General features: G+C 69.4%; 12 protein-coding genes. 6 read left to right on the forward strand and 6 right to left on the reverse strand.

Features of this window, described 5'->3' with window-relative positions:
- The first annotated feature begins 23 nt into the window (after window positions 1-23).
- From ACFXJL_RS25180 to ACFXJL_RS25190, 3 genes are all read left to right on the forward strand, one after another.
- The gene (locus ACFXJL_RS25180; protein ID WP_358879906.1) at window positions 24-614 is read left to right on the forward strand and encodes a TetR/AcrR family transcriptional regulator; all 591 of its coding nucleotides are present in this window, start codon (window positions 24-26) and stop codon (window positions 612-614) included.
- Window positions 615-1,290: 676 nt separating this feature from the next.
- Window positions 1,291-4,500: a helix-turn-helix domain-containing protein gene (locus ACFXJL_RS25185; RefSeq protein ID WP_358879905.1), complete on the forward strand. Its 3,210-nt coding sequence runs from the start codon at window positions 1,291-1,293 to the stop codon at window positions 4,498-4,500.
- A 231-nt stretch (window positions 4,501-4,731) separates the two neighbouring features.
- Window positions 4,732-5,994 carry an MFS transporter gene (locus tag ACFXJL_RS25190; protein ID WP_384695857.1) on the forward strand — a complete coding sequence of 421 codons (1,263 nt, stop codon included), beginning with the start codon at window positions 4,732-4,734 and terminating at the stop codon, window positions 5,992-5,994.
- Window positions 5,995-6,155: 161 nt separating this feature from the next.
- Here the strand turns inward: ACFXJL_RS25190 and mnhG are convergent, their stop codons facing one another.
- Genes mnhG through ACFXJL_RS25220 form a run of 6 tightly spaced genes read right to left on the reverse strand, consistent with a single transcriptional unit; the run spans window position 6,156 to window position 12,626 of the window.
- Entirely contained in the window at window positions 6,156-6,530 is a 375-nt protein-coding gene (gene mnhG, locus ACFXJL_RS25195) for a monovalent cation/H(+) antiporter subunit G (protein ID WP_358879903.1), read from the reverse strand.
- Entirely contained in the window at window positions 6,527-6,844 is a 318-nt protein-coding gene (locus tag ACFXJL_RS25200; protein ID WP_329026765.1) for a monovalent cation/H+ antiporter complex subunit F, read from the reverse strand. The genes mnhG and ACFXJL_RS25200 overlap by 4 nt, the downstream gene beginning before the upstream one ends.
- Window positions 6,841-7,446, reverse strand: coding sequence for a Na+/H+ antiporter subunit E (locus tag ACFXJL_RS25205; protein ID WP_358879902.1), 606 nt, complete (start codon window positions 7,444-7,446; stop codon window positions 6,841-6,843). Before ACFXJL_RS25205 ends, ACFXJL_RS25200 begins: the two co-directional genes overlap by 4 nt.
- Before the next feature lie 7 nt (window positions 7,447-7,453).
- On the reverse strand, window positions 7,454-9,115 hold the full coding sequence (locus tag ACFXJL_RS25210) for a Na+/H+ antiporter subunit D (RefSeq protein WP_358879901.1): 1,662 nt from the start codon (window positions 9,113-9,115) through the stop codon (window positions 7,454-7,456).
- Window positions 9,112-9,714, reverse strand: a complete 603-nt coding sequence (locus ACFXJL_RS25215) for a Na(+)/H(+) antiporter subunit C (protein WP_358879900.1) — start codon at window positions 9,712-9,714, stop codon at window positions 9,112-9,114. The genes ACFXJL_RS25210 and ACFXJL_RS25215 overlap by 4 nt, the downstream gene beginning before the upstream one ends.
- A complete protein-coding gene (locus ACFXJL_RS25220) occupies window positions 9,711-12,626 on the reverse strand; it encodes a Na+/H+ antiporter subunit A (RefSeq protein WP_384695862.1) in 2,916 nt (971 codons plus the stop codon). Before ACFXJL_RS25220 ends, ACFXJL_RS25215 begins: the two co-directional genes overlap by 4 nt.
- A 343-nt stretch (window positions 12,627-12,969) precedes the next feature.
- Here ACFXJL_RS25220 and ACFXJL_RS25225 point away from each other — a divergent pair, with 343 nt between their 5' ends.
- From ACFXJL_RS25225 to ACFXJL_RS25235, 3 genes are all read left to right on the forward strand, one after another.
- Entirely contained in the window at window positions 12,970-14,055 is a 1,086-nt protein-coding gene (locus ACFXJL_RS25225) for an LLM class flavin-dependent oxidoreductase (RefSeq protein ID WP_358879898.1), read from the forward strand.
- On the forward strand, window positions 14,052-14,618 hold the full coding sequence (gene msuE, locus ACFXJL_RS25230) for an FMN reductase (RefSeq protein WP_358879897.1): 567 nt from the start codon (window positions 14,052-14,054) through the stop codon (window positions 14,616-14,618). The genes ACFXJL_RS25225 and msuE overlap by 4 nt, the downstream gene beginning before the upstream one ends.
- A gap of 211 nt (window positions 14,619-14,829) precedes the next feature.
- Window positions 14,830-15,864, forward strand: a complete 1,035-nt coding sequence (locus ACFXJL_RS25235) for an ABC transporter permease (RefSeq protein WP_384695866.1) — start codon at window positions 14,830-14,832, stop codon at window positions 15,862-15,864.
- The last annotated feature ends 52 nt before the right edge of the window (window positions 15,865-15,916 follow it).

The following is a 15,916-nucleotide window of genomic DNA, read 5'->3' on the forward strand; positions in this document are numbered from 1 at the left end:
GTATGTCAAATGATGGGAGCGCCATGCCGCACACGACCAGGGCCCAGCAGCGGGAGCAGACCCGCGCGACCCTGCTCCGGGAGAGCCGCCGACTGTTCGCGACGGTGGGCTACGGAGCGGTGGGACTGGCGGAGATCGTTCAGTCGGCGGGAGTCACCAAGGGCGCGCTCTACCACCACTTCGCCAGCAAGGCCGAGCTGTTCAGGGCCGTTCTGGAAGAGGTACAGGAGGAAGTGGGACAGCGGGTCGCCGAGGCAGCGGACACCGAGGACGACCCCTGGACCGCCCTCGTCGCCGGGTGTCAGGAGTTCATCCAGGCTGCCACCGACCCCGACCGCCAGCGGATCATGCTCATCGACGGCCCGGCCGTTCTGGGGTGGAACGAGTGGCGGGCGCTCGACGAACGCTCCTCGGCGCGCCATCTGGCCGAGGCGCTGACCGATCTGATCGAACGCGGGGTGCTCACCCGCCAGCCGGTCGCACCGCTGACCCATCTGCTCTCCGGCGCGATGAACGAAGCGGCCCTCTGGCTCGCCTCATCCGGTCGGCCCGGCGATCTGGAGGACACCGGGAGGGCGCTGAGGGGCATCTTGGAAGCGCTTCGAACACGCTGAGCCGAGCCGGTGCGACCCCCTCCGTCGCACCGGGTGGACCGTTCTGTTCCGGAAGCCCCACCCGCCCGGAACAGAACGGTCCCAGGATCATTCACCCGTGGACGTCACCCACTACCGAGCGGAGCGCACGGCCGACCGGAACGGCTCTCCGGAACCCTCGAATCCGGGATCCCACTCATCATCGGAAGTAGCGGCGGAGTAGTTGAGCGGGCAGTGGCCTTGGGCAGGGTCCTGCACGTGTCCGTTCGAGCGGGTGTACGACTGGCGGTGGTTCATATCCGTGTCTCCCTGAGTCACGTTGGTGCAATGGCGGTGAGGTGCGCCCGCTCCGAAACGGTTTCCGTCCCCTCGCCCCAGCCCCGAAGTACCGACGATTCGACGGCACGGGCCATGGCCCCGCAGAAAGCCCCCACAGCACGCGGCCGGTGCTGCAAAGGGTTCACACGGTCTCTTGAGGAGGTGGAACAAAGCCGTTGCATCCGCCGTACGCCCGCTGGGGCGCCGGCAGTGCAGGGAGTCGGGGTGTGCCCCTCACCTGTGATTCCATCGGCTTTCGCATTGTTAGGCACCCCCCTTCCAGCAGCGAAACAATGGCCGGGGGTGATCTTTCATCGCCCATCCCCCTCCGCTTAGCGTGACCACAGACCAGGGCGGGACCGCGGGCATGGGGGCGAGAATGGCAGGGCGTCGGGAAGCACCCATCGACCCCGGCTTGGGTCCCGTTCCACGGTTCGCGTCCCAACTGCGTGCGCTTCGCCGAGAAGCGGGAGGTCTGACGTACCGGGTGATGGCGAAGAGCGCGGGATACTCCGTCACCACACTGTCCCGGGCGGCGTCCGGCGAACAGTTGCCTTCGCTTCCGGTGGCACTGGCCTATGCGGGGGCCTGCGGTGGGGATCCGGTGCAGTGGGAAGCCCGCTGGCGCGAGGCGGCGGAGGAGGAGTCCGCTCTCCGTATCGGGGCGAGCACCTCGTCCGAGCCGCCGTACCGCGGTCTGGCACGCTTCGAGCCGGATGACGCGGACCGGTTCTTCGGGAGGAGCGCGCAGACCCGCGATCTCGTCGCCCTCGTCGCCGCGCACCGGATCGTGGCGGTCGTCGGCAGTTCGGGCAGCGGCAAGTCATCGCTGCTCCGGGCAGGGCTCGTCCCGCAACTGCGGGCGTCGGACCATGACGGGGACCGCCCCGCGGCGATCAGGATCCTCGCCCCGGGCGGGCGGCCGATGCGCACCCATGGAGAGGTGTTCACGCCCGCCGACGGCGCGGGGGACACGATCGTCATCGTCGACCAGTTCGAGGAGCTCTTCACCCTCTGTCTCGATGCCGAGGAACGGAAGCGCTTCATCGAGCGGCTACTGGCCGCGCTCGAACCCACGAGCAGGCTCCGGATCGTCATCGCCGTCCGCGCCGACTTCTACGGACGTTGCGCCGACGATCGTTCGCTCGCCGACGCCCTCCGGGTCGCGACCCTGCTCATCGGCCCCATGACCCCCGACGAACTACGCGAGGCGGTGACCAGGCCAGCGCTGGCGGCCGGACTCACGGTCGAGCGGGAACTGACGGCACGGATCGTCGACGAGATCGCCGGTGAGCCGGGCGGACTGCCCTTGATGTCCCACGCGCTGCTGGAGACCTGGCGCGGACGTAAGAGCCGTACGCTCACGATGTCCGCGTACGACGCCGTGGGGGGAGTGCGCTCGGCGATCGCCACCACCGCAGAGAACGCCTACTCCCAACTCTCCCCCGCCCAGGCCGCTGTCGCCCGGCGCATTCTGTTGCGACTGATCACCCCCGGCGACGGCACGCCCGACACCCGTCATCCCGTGCAGCGGAGCGAACTGGACACGGGGGCTCCCCCAACCAGGAGCAACCGGTCACGGGCGGCGGAACCCCAGGACACGGCCGTCGTCCTCGAAAGGCTGGCCGCGGCCCGTTTGATCACCCTCGACGGACAGACCGTCGATCTCGCGCACGAAGCCCTGATCACCGCCTGGCCCCGACTCAACGGATGGATCGGTGAAGCGCGGCAAGTGCTGCGGGTCCATCGCCGACTGACCGAGGCAGCAGCGGCCTGGAACGAGTTGAACCGCGACGAGGGAGCTCTCTACCGTGGGTTGCGTCTCGTTGAAGCGCAGGAATCCTTCCGTTTCAGTGAGCGGTTCACGGAACTCACCCAGTTGGAACGTGACTTCCTCCGGGTGAGCACATCGGCCGCGGTGCGGCAGCGAAGGGGCAGGAGCGCCCTCATCGGTGCGGTGTCCGTGCTGGTGGTGCTGACCCTGGTGGCCATGATGACCGCATGGCAGCGGGACCGCGCGGGGGCCGAGCGCCATGCCGAGTCGACATCACGACGCCTCGCCTCGCAGGTGCAGAACCTCCGGTACAGCGACCCCCAGACGGCGATGCGACTCAGCGTCGCCGCCTGGCGCATCAGTGCCACCGCGGAGGCGAAGAGCGCCCTCTTCGGCGCGGCCACCCAACGCGAGCAGGACATCTTCGAGATACCGAAGGGGCATGAGGTGATCGTCCCGATCGGCCCCAACAGCCGCTTCCTGTTGACCAATGAGAATGACCGGGTCCATGTGTGGGACACGGTCAAGCAGACCATGACCCATCACTTTCGCCTCGATGCCACCGAGGAGGTCATGGGCTACTCGCCCGACGGCCGCCAACTGCTCCTGTCCACGGCGAACGGGCGGGTCAAACACCGGGACAACACCCTGGGAACGGTGGTGGGGCTGCCCTTCGCCACCGAGGACGTCGTCTCGGTGACCGGGCCCTACCGCCACACGATCGCCACCCGATCGAACACATCGCTCAGCGTCTGGGACGTCCCTCGGCAGCGACGGTTGTTCCACCGCAGCGGGAAGATCCCGCGGTCGACCCTGAGCAAGGACGGTCAGAGCATCCTGTTCTGCACCCCATCCGGCACCCTGGAGGCGTGGCGTCTACGCCCGCTGCGCCGCACCGTACTGCCCCGTTCGGAAGTCGTCTCCCGCAGCGCCTGCGCCCCAGGGGCGCTGGGAAGCCTCGTACCGTCACCCGTCAACCGGCTGGTCATGGTCACGGACACCCGGTTGCAGATCTGGGACCTGACCCGGGGCAGAGCGCTGGGCTCACTGAAGCTGTCCGGGCTCAACGACGTGCAGGTGAGCGACGACGGTGCCTTCCTCGTCACCGCCGACAACCAGGAGATCCTCGTCTGGCGCCTCTCGAACATCTCCGCACCCGTCTATCGGTACTCGTTGAGACACCGGGTGCATTCGCTGGGTCTCGATCAGTCGAACCGGGTGATCCGCTTCATCGAGGAGGGCTCCGAGCCGGTCGTCCGCACCCTGGTCCTCGGCCACTCCCTGGACCCGACGGACAGCACCACGACGGAGTCGGCCCAATCGGCGGACCCGTCCACCGAGCTCCCCACCGCGATGGCCTTCGCCCCGGGGAAGGCCGATCGCATGGCACTCGGGAGCGCCACGGGTTGGGTCACCATCTGGGACCGGGCGCACGATCAGCGCTTCGCCACGCTCCAGGCAACCGCTAAAGGCTCATCGCCCAAGGACACCGAAGCGGTCACGGCCCTTGCCTACTCCCCCGACGGTCGTGTCCTGGCATCAGGCGGTGCCCGAGGGTCCGTCCGACTCTGGGACACGGCCTCCGGTGAGCCACTGGGGACTCCGCTGTTGACGGCGGGCGACCCGGTGCAGTCCCTGACCTTCGGCGCCCGGGGCGAAACCCTGACCGTCAGGGGCAGTCACAGTCCGCCCAGCACCCATCCGATCAAACCGGATCGGGTCGTCAAGCTCGTCTGCGAACGAGCGCGCGGCGGTCTGTCGCACAAGGAGTGGAGGGCCTATGTGCCGGACCTCCCGTACCGGGACATCTGCTGAAACCGTGGTTCGACCCGGCACGGGTCAGGGTGCGCGAGTGGGACCGCACGAGGGATTCCGACCGGGGACCGCCTCTCATCCGGCCCCTCCACACCGCGGCGCTTCCGGTGTCCGGCACGTGCAAACGCCGGATCAGTTCCCCTCCTGTGCAGCCGGGTCACCGCGTACGCCCCGCCTTGCTGCCGCACCGGCCGACAGCCGAACACCACCCCATGACAGGAGCGGCAGGCGATGACAGCAACACCCCCGGCGGCCCCCACCGCCGAGCCCGGACCGCCGACCCGCTCCGTGCTGCGTGAGGGTGCCTTCCTCCGTCTGTGGTTGGGGGCCACCGCCTCGGGTCTCGCCACCTGGGCGCTGCCGTTCGTCCTCGGTCTTGCCGTCCTCGACCGGGCACTGTCCGCGGGAGAGTTGGGGCTGCTCCTCGCGTTCCGCACGGTGGGCTTCCTCGGTGCGGTGCCCGTCGGTGGTGTACTGGCCGACCGGCACTCCCGCCGAGCCGTGGTCTTCTGGTCGGGGGTGGTCGCTGCCGCATCGTCTCCTCTGCTCGCCGTCGGTCTGGAACGGTCCCTGCCGCTCATGGCCGCTGCCGCGGCACTCGCAGGGGCCGGTCAAGGAGCCTGCCGGCCCGCCTTCCAGGCCCTCACCGCGGAGGTCGTGGACGCCGACCGCAGACAGCAGGCCAATGCCGCGATGACCCTGGCCGTACGGATCACCACCCTGGCGGGCCCCACGCTGACCGCCCTGTTCGCCGTGGTGCTCGGCAGTCGGGCCCTGCTGCTGGGGGTCGGTCTGCTCTGGCTGGTCGCCGCACTGACACCGGGTCCCGGGCAGCGGTTGCGCCCTGGCCCTGCTCCGCTTCCCAGGCCCTTTGCGAAGGAGTTCGTCGAGGGGGTGCGGGAGGCACGTGCCCATCCATGGTTCCTGGCCACCCTCGCCGCGCTGACGGCGATCATCGCAACCGGCTACTCGGCGACGGGGGTGGCGCTGCCTCTGATCAGCCGGGACCGCTACGACTCCGGTGTCCTCCTCGCCGCGGCGACCACCGCGTACACGGCAGGTGCGCTCGGCGGCGCCCTCCTCATCGCCCGCTGGCGCCCCCGCGCCGAAGGCTGGACGGCTCTGGCCGCACTCTCGGCCTACGGTTTCGCTCCGCTGAGTCTGGTCTTCCCGGTGCATCCGACCCTGGTGATCGCCGCCTACGCCGTGGCCGGACTGGGCATCGAGTTGTTCAACGTGCCCTGGTTCACGGCGACCCAACGGGAAGTGGATCCGGACAAGCTCGCCCGTGTCTCCTCACTGGACTTCATGCTGTCGTACGGGCTGGCGCCGATCGGTCTCGCACTGATCGCCCCCGCCATCGACATCTGGGGCCCGGAAACGGTCCTGACGGTCTGTGCACTGATCTGCTTCCTGGCGCCCTCGCTCGCCGCCCTGGTGCCCAGCGCCCGTCACTTCTCCACACGACGACCGCCCGCCGAACCCGGCGCCTGATCCGCGAACGGCTCGGCAGCTCCCCGGCACGGACCCCTTCCGCCGACGCCGGGACGTGCCGGGCGGCCCAGGTCGGTCGACCCATCGTCGCGTCCGGTGGACGAGGCGGCCCTGCGGACACGGCCGGGTCGTGTCCGCGGACGGGACATGGCGAACACGACCTAGGACGACGCCTGGCTGTCGGGGGGCCGTCTGCTCAGTTGCTCGTCCAACTCGTCGTAGAGCAGTCCCTCGCGGCCCACATGGCCGGTGCGGTAGGCGACCCGCGCCACCAGATGGGCGGCGACGGGCCCGGTCAACAGCTGGAAGAAGCCGATGAGTCCCAACGTACCGAGGTCGATGCCGCTGCGCAGCCTCAGTGCCACCCCCACCAACACCAGGAGCATCCCCAACGCCTGGGGGTAGGTGGCCGCGTGGGTGCGGGAGAGCACATCGGGCAACCGCAGCATGCCGATGGCGCCCACCAGGTTGAACGCGGCACCGACGAAGAGCAGTACCGCTCCCGCGGTGTCCGCGGTCTGTGCCCAGCCGCTCACCGGTTCTCCTCACCTGATCGGGGCCGGTCCGGTGCCCGGTCGCGGACGGCGATGAAGCGCGCGATGCCGACCGAGCCGGTGAACCCGAGGAAGGCGAGGACCAGCATGCTCGGGAAGTAGTAGGAATCCCGGGTGAGCGCGGCTCGTACGCCGATCCCCGCGATCATCAGCGCCGCACAGACGTCCAGGGCCATCGCCCGGTCCAGCATGGAGGGTCCCCGCCAGACCCGGAACAGCACCATGGCACCGGCGAGGAGGATCATCACTGCCGCGGCGACGAGGAGTGCCCGGTCGAGGTGTTGTGCCGTGCTCACCGGTCACCCTCCTGTCCTGGCGGTGCTTCCCGTACGCGGTCGATCTCGTCCCGGTCTCCGAACGCCCGGACCATCAGCTCTTCCATGCGCCACACCGATCGTCGGGCGCGGGCTGCGGCATCGGTGTGGTCCGCCTCCAGGATGTGGACGAACAGGGTGGCGTTGGAGCGGCGCACCTCGACCACGGAGCCGTCGGGAACGTTGGAAACGGCGATCGCGGTGGCGGTCAGCATCAGATCGGTGCGACAGCGCAGCGGGATCGCCAGTACGGCGGCGCGATAGGGCCGGCTGTCGAGCATGGGGCGGGCCACGCGCAGCCCGGAGGTGTACATGTCCCACAGCAGGTGGATCACCAGCCGCACGATGCCCAACGGATGCAACCGTAGGCCGATGTTGACCACCGGGAGCGGGAAGACCAGACACACCACCACGGCCACCAGAGCTCCTGTGATCAGGTTCGCCCAGGTCAGCGTGCCCCACAGTAGGGTCCAGACCACGGTGAGCCAGGCGATCAGCGGTAGGTCGAGCACCCGGCGCCGACGCCCCACCACCGCACAGCTGAACCGCGGCAGTTCGGGGTCGCGGAAGGACAGGGAGATCATGCGGACGTCATCGGCCGAGGACCGCCTCGATGTAGGGGGAGCGTTGGAGGAGTTCGCCGGCCGTGCGGTCGGCGAGTGAGGTGAACGGGTCGCCGAGCAGGGTGTACGCGAGGGACAGCAGCACCAGGGCTGCCGTCGCCCAGGTCATGGTCCGGGGCAGCCGGTCGGTCGTGGTGGTGATGGCTCGACCGGAGAGGGTCGCGGTGACCGCTTGTCCGGCGGGCCCCGATGATGTGGTGCCGCCACTCCCGATGGGCCCGGCGTCGGTGTTGCTGTCGGTGTCGTCATCGCCGAGGTCATCGGCGATGTCCTGTTCTTCGAGGACCGTGCCGCGCACCGGATGGTCGCGTGGTGCGGCACGCCAGAACGCGAGGTTCCAGACCTTCGCCATCACATAGAGGGTGAGCAGGCTCGTCACGGAGGCCGCGGCGACCAGGGTGTAGGCCCATGGGCCCCCGGCTGCGACACCGGCCCGCAGGAGTTGGAGTTTGCCGATGAACCCGGACATCGGTGGGATTCCGGCGAGGTTGAGCGCGGGCAGGAAGAACAGCGCGGCCAGCGCGGGTGCGGCCTTGGCCAGTCCGCCGACGCGGGTGAGTTCGGTGGTTCCGCTGCGGCGTTCGATGAGTCCGGCGACCAGGAACAGCGCGGTCTGCACCGTGATGTGGTGGACGACGTAGACGATCGCACCGCCGATTCCGGCGCGGGAGCCGATGCCGATGCCGAAGACCATGTAGCCGATGTGGCTGATCAGCACGAAGGACAGCACTCGCTTGAGGTCGGTCTGGGCGACCGCGCCGAGGATGCCGATGATCAGCGAGGCGAGCGCGGCGGCGAGCAGGAGGTGGCCCAGTCGGTTGCCGGGGAACAGCAGGGTCTCGGTACGAAGCATGCAGTAGACGCCGACCTTGGTGAGCAGGCCGGCGAAGACCGCGGTCACCGGGGCGGGGGCGGTGGGGTACGAGTCGGGCAACCAGGCTCCGAGGGGGAACACCGCGGCCTTCACGGCGAAGACGGTCAGCAGCATCGCTTCGAGCAGGGTGCGCACGCCGATGGAGAGGTCTTCGAGCCGTACGGCGAGTTGGGCGAGGTTCACCGTGCCGGCTGCGGCGTAGGTCAGGGCGATCGCGGTGAAGAAGATCATCGAGGAGATCAGCGACACCACGACATAGGTGGAGCCTGCCCTGACCCGTGAGGCAGTCCCGCCGATGGTGAGCAGGACGAAGCTCGCGACCAACATGATCTCGAAGCCGACGTAGAGGTTGACGAGGTCACCGGCGAGAAAGGTGCAGGAGACCCCGGCGACCAGCAGCAGATAGGCGGGGTGGAAGACGGCGAGGGGGGTGCGATCGTCCCGGTCGGCCATGCCCTGGCCCAGGGAGTAGAGCAGGACGCAGAGGGTGACGGCCGATGACACGGTGAGCATCAGCCCGGAGAGCCTGTCCGCGACGAGGGTGATGCCGAGGGGAGGCACGAAGTCGCCGAGGTGCACCACGATCGGACCGTCGGTCTCGGCTGCGATCAGCAGCGTCACGGAGAGGCCGAGGACGATGGCGAGAACGACGACGCTGACGATCCGCTGACCGCGGGGAAAGCGGATGCCGAGGGCCAGTTCACCGCCGGAGGCCAGCAGTGGCAGGAGTACGGGCAGGGGTACGAGCGCGTTCATCGGGGACCCTCCGCGGTGGCGTCGGCGGGGTGGGGAGGCTCCGGGTCCACCGGGTCCTCACCGAGGATGTCGTTCCACAGGTCGCCCGATGCGTCCCGGGCTCTGGCCTGGAAGGCCCGGTCCTCCCTCAGTACGCCTCGTAGCCTGCGGCGTTCGGTGCGGTACTCGGCCCGATCGCCTTCGGGCCCACGGCCTCGCGGTCCATGGCGCTCCCTCAGTGCCGCGCGTTCCTCCTGCACTTCGGCGCGGAGTGCGACACGGCGGTCCTCGATGTCGTCCTGGACTTCGTCCGTGCCGCTGACGCGCTGGCTGCGGTAGGCCATCGAGAGCAGGAACGCCGTGGTGGCGAGTGTGATGACGATGGCGGTGAGGGCGATCGCCTGCGGCAGCGGGTCACTGACATCGGCCAGCGGTACCTTTCGGTAGAGCAGGGGGGCCTGACCGGCGGCCCCGCTGGCGGCGAGCATCAGGATGTTGATGCCGTTGCTGAGGATGACGGCTCCGATGAGGATGCGGCTGAGGGCACGCATCAGCAGCAGCACTCCGCCCGCGGCGCACAACACGCCTGCCGTGATCAGGAGGGTGAGGCTGACGGTCATCGGCCCTCTCCCGGACTAGCGGCTGCACGCAGCGCGGCCTCTCGCTCGATCTGTCGATCGACCCGACCGCCGAGGGCCTTGACGATGTCCAGCACCACCCCGAGGACCAGGAGGTAGACACCGGCGTCGAAGAAGAGGGGCGTACCGATGTGGAAATGGCCGAACACCGGAAGGTGCCCTTCGTACGAGAACGGGTGGAGCGCGGTGCCGTCGACGAGTCCGAGGAGGGCCACTCCGGAGGAGAGCAGCAGTCCGATCCCGGCGAGGAGCCCCGGGTGGCCGGGGGCGGCTTCGGCGAGTTCGTGGCGTCCGCCGGCGAGATAGCGGGCCATCATCGCCACCCCCGCCACGAGCCCGGCGACGAAGCCGCCGCCCGGGAGGTTCTCGGCGCAGAACAGCAGGTAGAGGGAGAGGACGAGGATGGGGTGGAACACCAGTCGGGCGACGACCTCGAAGACCACGGACCGGTACTCGGGCGAGAGGGTGCGTCCGGCGGCGAGCCAGGTGCGCTCGGGTGCGGTGTCGGCGGGGTCGGGCTCGGGAGTGATGATCCGGGAGCCGATCGTCCAGGCGCTGGGAGCGTCCGGCGTTCCGGGTCCGGTGCGTGCCTCGTAGGCGAAGTCGTCGGGCGACTCGGTGCGCCGGTGGAGGTAGACCAGGCTGGTCACACCCACCGCGGCGACCGCGAGCACGGCCGATTCACCGAGGGTGTCCCAGGCCCTGAACTCCACGAGGATCGTCGCCACGACGTCCTTCACCCCGTGCTCGGCGGTCGCCTGGACGAGGGCTCCGCCCGCGGGGTCGGCGCGACGGGCGGCTGCCACCACCCAGAGGACGACCGAGATGGTCGCCGCGGAGGCGAGGGAGAGGGGCACGCGCAGCAGGAGTCGTCGACGGGGGATGTTCTCCTGGAAGTAGACCGGCATCCGGCGCAGTACGAGGACGAACACCAGGAGGGAGACCGTCTCCACACAGAACTGGGTGAGCGCCAGGTCGGGTGCGCCGTGGACGACGAAGAGCAAAGCGGTGCCGTATCCGGTCATACCGGCCAGGACCACGGCCTTCATCCGTCGGTGCACGGTCAGGCACAACAGCGCCGCGGTGCAGGTGAGGAGGGCGATCACGGCCTGTACGGGGGCGTCCCACAGCCGTGGGGGTGCGGCGCCGGTCCACGGCTGGTCCACCGCGAGGACGGTGAGTTGGCCCACCAGCATCACGAGCAGCACGGTGGCGAGGTAGACGGAGAGCGATCCGCGTTGGAAGAAGCCGGTGACCTGGAGGGAGAGTCGCTCCAGCCCCAGGAGGACCAGACCGTAGGCCCGGTCGGCGGTCGGCCAGGCGACCCGACGGGCCAGTCGCACGACGGGCGTTCGCAGGACGAAGAGCGCCAGGCCGCCCGTCCAGGCGGCCCCCGACAACAGCAGGGCCATGCCGAGTCCGTGCCAGAGCGAGAGGTGGTAGGGGTGTGCAGGGGCGGGGAAGGCGGCGGCGTAGGCGCCGGTGAGCGGGTCGAGCCAGACGACACCGGGCCCGAGCACCGCACAGGCTGCGGCGAGCAGGGCGGGAGGTCCGAGGAAGGCCGGGCCGACCGGTCGTACCGGTGTTGTTGCGAGTCCGGGTTTGCGTGCGAAGGCGCCCCAGAGGAAGCGGAGCGTGTAGCCGAAGGTGAGCGCAGAGCCGATGACCACGGCGGCGAGTGCCCAGCGGTCGACGGCGCTCCCGCTCTCCAGCGCGGTGAACGCCGCTTCTTTGGCGGCGAATCCCAGCAGGGGTGGGAGTCCGGCCATGGAGGCCCCGGCGATGACGGCGACCGTGGCGACGGCGGGTAGCGCGCGCCCGACTCCTGAGAGTTCTCGTAGGTCTCGGGTGCCCGTTGCGTGTTCGACGATTCCGGTGACCAGGAACAGCGGCGCTTTGAACAGGGCGTGCGCCACGATCATGGTGGCGGCGGCGAGTGCGGCGTCACGGTAGCCGGCGCCGGCCAGCACGGTCAGGAAGCCCAGTTGGCTGACGGTGCCGTAGGCGAGGACGAGTTTGAGGTCGTTGAGCCGCAGGGCCCGCCAGCCGCCGAGGAGCATCGTCGCGGAGCCCAGCACCAGGAGCATGGGCCGCCAGGGCGGGGTGTCCGCGAACGCGGGTGCCAGCCGTGCGATCAGATAGATGCCCGCCTTCACCATCGCGGCGGCGTGGAGATAGGCGCTCACGGGGGTGGGGGCGGCCATGGCGTTGGGCAACCACACGCTGAAGGGCCAGACCGCTGATTTGGACAGGGCGCCCAGGAGGACGAGGACGATCGCCGCCGACACGGTCCCGGACGGCTCCGGGGGGTGGGCGACGAGATCCGAGATGCGGTAGGTACCGGCGGCGTGGCCCAGCATCAGGAAGCCGACGAGCATGGCGAGCCCGCCGAAGGTGGTGACCGTCAGTGCTTGGAGTGCCGATCGACGGTTCTGCTTGCGCTCGCTGCCGTGGCCGATCAACAGGTAGGAGAAGACGGTGGTCAGCTCCCAGAAGACGTAGAGCACCACCAGGTCGTCGGCGAGGACGAGTCCGAGCATGGCTCCGGCGAACGCCAGGAGGTTGCCCGCGAAGCGCCCCAGGAGGGGGGTGTCGTCGGAGAAGTACCGCGTGCAGTAGAGCAGTACCAGTGCCCCCACCCCGGCGGCGAGCACCACCATGAGCAGTCCGAGTGCATCCCAACGGAACGCCAGCGACACGTCGTAGGCCGGAAGCCAGGGCAGTGAGGAGGTTCCGGACCCGCCGGCCGCCGCATCGCCGCAGCGGGTGATCGCCCATGCCAGGGCGACGGCCGGCGGCACCGCCAGTACGGAGAACGCCCTGGTTCCCAGCCGCGCCACGAGGGGGCGCGCACAGACGGCGACGAGGAAGTGGGCGAGGATCAACGCTGCCATACGGCTCCGGAGCCCGGCCCGCTGCCGCCGACGATCACCACAATGAGGACAGAAGGCACGCAATATAGCTATAAGGAGGCGCACCGCTTGCCGTGTCGGCGCGCCGACAATCCGTCGACCGAGCCCCAGGTCTCCCCTGCTGGCCCAGTGCGGCGGCCCCCACGGGTCGCGGATCGGCCGGCAAGGACCGAGCCGCGAGACGACGACGGTGGCTCCCCGAGGGTTCGACCGGCGCTGGGGTGCCGGTCCAGGGCGGCGCCCGGTGCGCCATGGGGAATAGGCCGAGCCATGGCCAGGTTGTTCGTTGCGCAACTAACGAAAAGACCCGGAGAGAGCGTTCCTCATGGCCTTTGAACTCGGCATCTACCACTTCGGCGAACTCACGCCGAACCCTACGACCCAGCAGCCCCCCACCCCGGGCGTACGCCTGCGGGAGCTGGTGGAGCAGGCGCGGGCCGCCGACGAGGCGGGGCTGGACGTGTTCGCGGTGGGTGAGCACCACCGTACGGACTTCGCCGTCTCCAGCCCCGCCGTGGTTCTCGCCGCCATGGCCGAGCACACCCGTACGATCCGGCTGTCGAGCGCCGTGACCGTGCTGAGCTCGGACGATCCGGTCCGGGTGTTCCAGCAGTTCGCCACCCTCGACCTGCTCTCCGGTGGGCGGGCGGAGATCATCGCCGGTCGCGGCTCCTACGTGGAGTCGTTCCCGTTGTTCGGCTACGACCTCAATGACTACGCGCACCTCTTCGCGGAGAAGCTCGACCTCCTGCTGCGACTGCGCGAGGAGAACCCGATCACCTGGCAGGGCTCCCTGCGGTCATCCCTGACCGAGGGCGACATCACTCCGCGACCGGAGCGCGAGCTGCCGGTCTGGGTCGCCGTGGGCGGCACGCCCGCTTCGGTGGTGCGCGCAGGCCGACTGGGACTGCCCCTGTCGCTGGCGATCATCGGCGGCAGCTACCGCCAGTTCGCGCCGTTCGTCGAGCTCTACCGGGCCACGGCGGCCGAGGCGGGACACGACCCCGCCCAGCTGAAGGTGTCGATCAACTCGCCCGGTTTCGTGGCCCCCACCCACCGTGAGGCCATCGAGGTCTCCCACCCGTACTTCCAGGCGGGCTGGATGGCCAACCACCACCAGCGCGGACAGGGCGTCCCCATGCCGAAGATGGCCTACGAGGCGCAGTCGACCCCCGCCGGCGCGTTCTTCCTCGGCAGTCCGCAGGAGATCATCGACAAGATCATGGCGCAGTACGAGCTGTTCCAGCACGACCGCATGATGATCCAGTTGGGCTTCGGCGATGTGCCGCAGAAGGAGATGATGCAGGCCATCGAGCTGCTGGGCAGCGAAGTGGCACCGGTGGTCCGTCGGGAGATCGCGGCGCTGGAGTCGACCCGGCCCCTCGCACCGGCCGGAGAGGTGACCCGATGACCGCGGCCCTGCGGGTGGTGGCCGTGGTGGGCAGCGTGCGCTCGCCGTCGAAGACCACCTCACTGGTGGAGCTGATGCTCCAGACCCTGGCATCGCACACCGAGATCGAGTCGCAGCTCATCGAGTTGCACGCGCTGGGACCCGGGTTCACCGACGCGGCCGAGCGGGATGGCATCGGCGGCGAGGTGGAGAAGGCACTGAGGGCGGTGGAGGAAGCCGATCTGGTCATCGCGGCAACGCCGGTGTTCCGAGGCTCGTACACGGGCCTGTTCAAGCACTTCTTCGATCTGGTCGACCAGTACGCGCTGGCAGCGAAGCCCGTGATGCTGGCCGCGACCGGAGGCAGCGATCGACACGCCCTGGTGATCGAGCACGCCATGCGCCCCCTGTTCGGATTCCTCCAGGCGTGGACCGCACCCGCGGGCGTGTACCTCAGCTCGGGGGACTTCGACGGCACCACCATCCTCAATCCCGAGGTCTACGAGCGCGTCGAGATGGCCGTGGCGGATGTCGTGCCGGTCGCCCGGGCTCTCACCACGCTCAGGGGCGCGAGCGTCGGCTGACACCTTCACACCACGTTTGACGGGGTGCACAGACCCTCAATATAGTTAGTTGCTGAACTAATTATATTGAGGGTTGTGGCCGTTTGGACTCTGGTTGCTTCCAGCCCCCTCGTCAGCCTCCCCAGCCCTCACACGGCGCTCGGAGCACGGCTGAAGTCGCTCCCCCAGACCCCTCGGACCGTCGAGTCCGCATCGACAAGGAAATGCAGACATGACCGAAACAGCGCACAGCGCCCTGCGCCCCGCGAGCGGCTCCCCTCCACCGCCACGGGAGCGGTCGGCGCTCGCAGCGCTCCTGCTACCGGTCGTCATGGCCGTGGCGATCGGATCGGTCTTCATCGGCGTGTACCTGTCCGCCTTCCACGCCCCCGTACCGCGGGATCTGCCCGTCACCGTGGTCGGCACCGCGGCGACGGCCCAGACCGTGCAGGACCGGCTCGATGCCAGGAGCCCGGGTGGCTTCCACATCGAGCGAACGGCCGACACCGCCGCCGCACGAGCCGCGGTGGAACACGGCGACACCTTCGCCGCCTATCTGCCCCATGCTCCCGGCACCGGATCCAGCGGGCCCCAACTGCTCCATGCCGGCGCCCACGGCCCCGCGGTGGGTTCGGTACTGCTCGATGCCTTCGGACAGTTGGCGGAGGACGACGGACGGGAGCTGGAGTCGACCGATCTCGTACCGGCGTCCGCCGATGACACCCGCGGGCTCTCCGTCTTCTACACGACCTTCGGCCTGGTGCTCGCCGGCTATCTCTTCGGAATCATGACGTTCCAGTTGGCGCCCGGGATATCACCGGCCCGACGGCTGGCCGGTCTCGCCGCGTTCGGCGGTGTGGGCGGTGTCGCGGTGGCCTCCATCGTCGCCGCCTTCGGGGCCCTACCCGCCCCCTTCCTCGGAGTGGCGGGCCTGGTCGCCCTGGTCGCGCTCGCCGTCGGCGCCTCCACGATGTTGCTGGTCCGGGGCTGGGGGGTGGTGGGGTCGAGCCTTGCCGCCGTCATCTTCATGACCATCGGGAATGCCACCAGCGGCGGCAGTCTGCCGGCCCAGTTCCTGCCGGACTGGCTGCAACCGTTCTCCACCGCCCTTCCCGTGGGAGTGGGCGTACGCGCCGTCAACGGCCTCGCCTACTTCCACGGCGACGGAGTGGCCTCAGGTGTGGTGATCCTGGTGCTGTGGACGATGGCGGGCGTCCTGGGCCTCCTGCTCGTGGAGCGCGCCCGACAGCGACGACGCACCAACTGAGACCGGCCCCGGGTATGCCACTGCCCGCCGCATGGATGCGGCGGGCTGTGGC

Origin of the sequence: Streptomyces sp. NPDC059256 (assembly GCF_042753785.1) — a bacterium.
Taxonomy (GTDB): domain Bacteria; phylum Actinomycetota; class Actinomycetes; order Streptomycetales; family Streptomycetaceae; genus Streptomyces.

Excerpts from the sequence above, each read along its gene's own strand:
- ACFXJL_RS25180 (WP_358879906.1), top strand. The coding sequence starts at position 24 with ATGCCGCACACGACCAGGGCCCAGCAGCGGGAGCAGACCCGCGCGACC.
- ACFXJL_RS25185 (WP_358879905.1), top strand. The coding sequence starts at position 1,291 with ATGGCAGGGCGTCGGGAAGCACCCATCGACCCCGGCTTGGGTCCCGTT.
- ACFXJL_RS25190 (WP_384695857.1), top strand. The coding sequence starts at position 4,732 with ATGACAGCAACACCCCCGGCGGCCCCCACCGCCGAGCCCGGACCGCCG.
- ACFXJL_RS25205 (WP_358879902.1), bottom strand. The coding sequence starts at position 7,446 with ATGATCTCCCTGTCCTTCCGCGACCCCGAACTGCCGCGGTTCAGCTGT.
- ACFXJL_RS25210 (WP_358879901.1), bottom strand. The coding sequence starts at position 9,115 with ATGAACGCGCTCGTACCCCTGCCCGTACTCCTGCCACTGCTGGCCTCC.
- ACFXJL_RS25215 (WP_358879900.1), bottom strand. The coding sequence starts at position 9,714 with ATGACCGTCAGCCTCACCCTCCTGATCACGGCAGGCGTGTTGTGCGCC.
- ACFXJL_RS25220 (WP_384695862.1), bottom strand. The coding sequence starts at position 12,626 with ATGGCAGCGTTGATCCTCGCCCACTTCCTCGTCGCCGTCTGTGCGCGC.
- ACFXJL_RS25225 (WP_358879898.1), top strand. The coding sequence starts at position 12,970 with ATGGCCTTTGAACTCGGCATCTACCACTTCGGCGAACTCACGCCGAAC.
- msuE (WP_358879897.1), top strand. The coding sequence starts at position 14,052 with ATGACCGCGGCCCTGCGGGTGGTGGCCGTGGTGGGCAGCGTGCGCTCG.
- ACFXJL_RS25235 (WP_384695866.1), top strand. The coding sequence starts at position 14,830 with ATGACCGAAACAGCGCACAGCGCCCTGCGCCCCGCGAGCGGCTCCCCT.